At 59.3% G+C, this 2383-nt stretch carries 2 protein-coding genes; both read left to right on the forward strand.

Annotated elements, in window-relative coordinates:
• Positions 1 to 277: 277 nt before the first annotated feature.
• On the forward strand, positions 278 to 1780 hold the full coding sequence (proP, locus tag IQK56_RS26075) for a glycine betaine/L-proline transporter ProP (protein WP_099585334.1): 1503 nt from the start codon (positions 278 to 280) through the stop codon (positions 1778 to 1780).
• 51 nt (positions 1781 to 1831) lie between these two features.
• The gene (locus tag IQK56_RS26080; protein ID WP_122306480.1) at positions 1832 to 2338 is read left to right on the forward strand and encodes a GAF domain-containing protein; all 507 of its coding nucleotides are present in this window, start codon (positions 1832 to 1834) and stop codon (positions 2336 to 2338) included.
• Positions 2339 to 2383: the final 45 nt, after the last annotated feature.

A 2383-nucleotide genomic window follows, 5' to 3' on the forward strand; every position in this document is an offset into this window, starting at 1 on the left:
TTGTCTGGAAAAACGGGGGCGGCTTGATGGGGCTCTGGCGCCAGCCCAGCGCGGGGCAAGCCCGCTCACCACAAAAGCCTGCTCACCATAAAGGAACCCGCTCACCAGAGGGGAGTCCGTGGAGCCGGGAAATTGCGCTTTCCGCAGGTGGTTCTGCACCCAGTCGAGAAAAAATACACCCGCGGGTGAATTTTTTCGTGTCCGCTTGTATCTGAACTGACAGAGCGGTGCTATCGCGGTGATAGCACCACCCCTGTTCAGTTTTAGAGTGGTTCGCATGAAATTACGTAAAAAAAGCGTCAAGCCCATCGGTTTGAAGGACATCACCATCGTTGACGATGCCAAGGTGCGCAAGGCGATTACCGCTGCCGCGCTGGGCAATGCGATGGAATGGTTCGACTTCGGCGTCTACGGGTTCGTCGCCTATGTGCTCGGTAAAGTGTTCTTTCCGGACGCCTCCCCCAGCGTACAAATGATCGCCGCACTGGGTACGTTCTCCGTGCCTTTCCTGATCCGTCCGCTGGGTGGCCTGTTCTTCGGCGCGCTGGGGGATAAATACGGGCGACAGAAAGTCCTCGCCGCCACTATCGTGATCATGTCCCTGAGCACCTTCGCCATCGGCCTGATTCCCGGCTACGCCTCCATCGGCATCTGGGCGCCGATCCTGTTGCTGCTGTGCAAAATGGCCCAGGGCTTTTCGGTGGGGGGTGAATACACCGGCGCGTCGATTTTCGTCGCCGAATACGCCCCGGACCGCAAGCGCGGTTTCCTCGGCAGTTGGCTGGACTTCGGCTCGATTGCCGGTTTTGTGCTCGGTGCCGGCGTGGTGGTGCTGATCTCCAGCGTACTCGGCGAAGCCGAATTTGAAGCGTGGGGCTGGCGCCTGCCGTTCTTCCTCGCCCTGCCCCTGGGCATCATCGGCCTGTACTTGCGCCATGCGCTGGAAGAAACCCCAGCGTTCCAGCAGCACATGGACAAGCTCGAACAAGGCGACCGCGAAGGCCTGACCCACGGTCCCAAGGTGTCGTTCAAGGAAGTCGCCACCAAGCATTGGCGCAGCCTGTTGACCTGCATCGGCATCGTTGCGGCGACCAATGTGACGTACTACATGCTGCTCACCTATATGCCGAGCTACCTGTCCCACAACCTGCATTACAAAGAAAACAGCGGCGTGCTGATCATCATCGCGATCATGGTCGGCATGTTGTTCGTGCAACCGTTCATTGGTTTTGTCAGCGACAAGATCGGCCGCAAGCCTTTCATCATCGCCGGTAGCGTTGGCTTGCTGTTTCTGTCGATCCCGGCATTCATGCTGATCACCAGCGGCAAGATCGGCCTGATCTTCGCCGGCCTGCTGATCCTGGCGGTGATCCTGAACTTCTTTATCGGTGTGATGGCCTCGACGTTGCCGGCGATGTTCCCCACCCACTTGCGCTACAGCGCGCTGGCCAGTGCGTTCAACGTCTCGGTGCTGATCGCCGGTGTGACCCCCACCGCCGTGGCCTGGCTGGTGGAAAGCACCAATGACCTGTTCATGCCCGCCTATTACCTGATGGTGTTTGCGGTGGTCGGCCTGATCACCGGACTGACCATGAAGGAAACCGCCAACAAGCCCCTGCGTGGCGCGGCACCGGCGGCCTCGGACATGGAAGAAGCCAAGGAGTTGCTGCAGGAACACCACGACAATATCGAGCAGAAGATCGAAGACATCGACGCCGAAATTGCTGCATTGGAAGCCAAACGCCAGAATCTGGTACAACAGCATCCGCGAATCAATTAAGACCTGACCGTGCGTGGTGGCCCAGGCCACCACGCCTTTGGAGTGTTCAGCATGCTTCCCAGCGTCACCTCAGCACAATCGTTACTCAGCGCAGACGAACGCGCCGCCATCGCCGAAATAGAAGCCACCACCAGCATTTTGCAATTGGTCACCCGCCTGACTGGCATGCGCTTTGCGGGCATCGCCAAATTCACCGATCTGGAATGGGTGGTCTGCTCGGTCCACGACCCCATGGCAATGGGGATCCATGTGGACGACGTGCTCGACCTCGAAACCACCCTGTGCAGCGAGTTCTGCATCAACCCCCAGACCTTGTTCATCCCGCAAGTCAGTGCAAACGGCCGCTTCGCCGCCCGCCCGGTGGTCAAGCAGTTCGCCATCGAAAGCTACGCCGGTGCTCCGATCTTCCTGCCCGACGGCCGCCTGTTCGGCGCGCTGTGTGCCTTGGATTCACGGGCGATGCTGTTTGACGACCCTAACCTGCCAGAAACCCTGAGCCTGTTTGCGCGGCTGATCGGCTGCATTTTTTTCGCTAACCTGACGCAGAATGATCGCTGAATCCAGGCTTGCCGCGTAACCCGGCGATATCGCGCTTGGGCGGCA

Source organism: Pseudomonas cyclaminis, from assembly GCF_015163715.1.
Lineage (GTDB): Bacteria > Pseudomonadota > Gammaproteobacteria > Pseudomonadales > Pseudomonadaceae > Aquipseudomonas > Aquipseudomonas cyclaminis.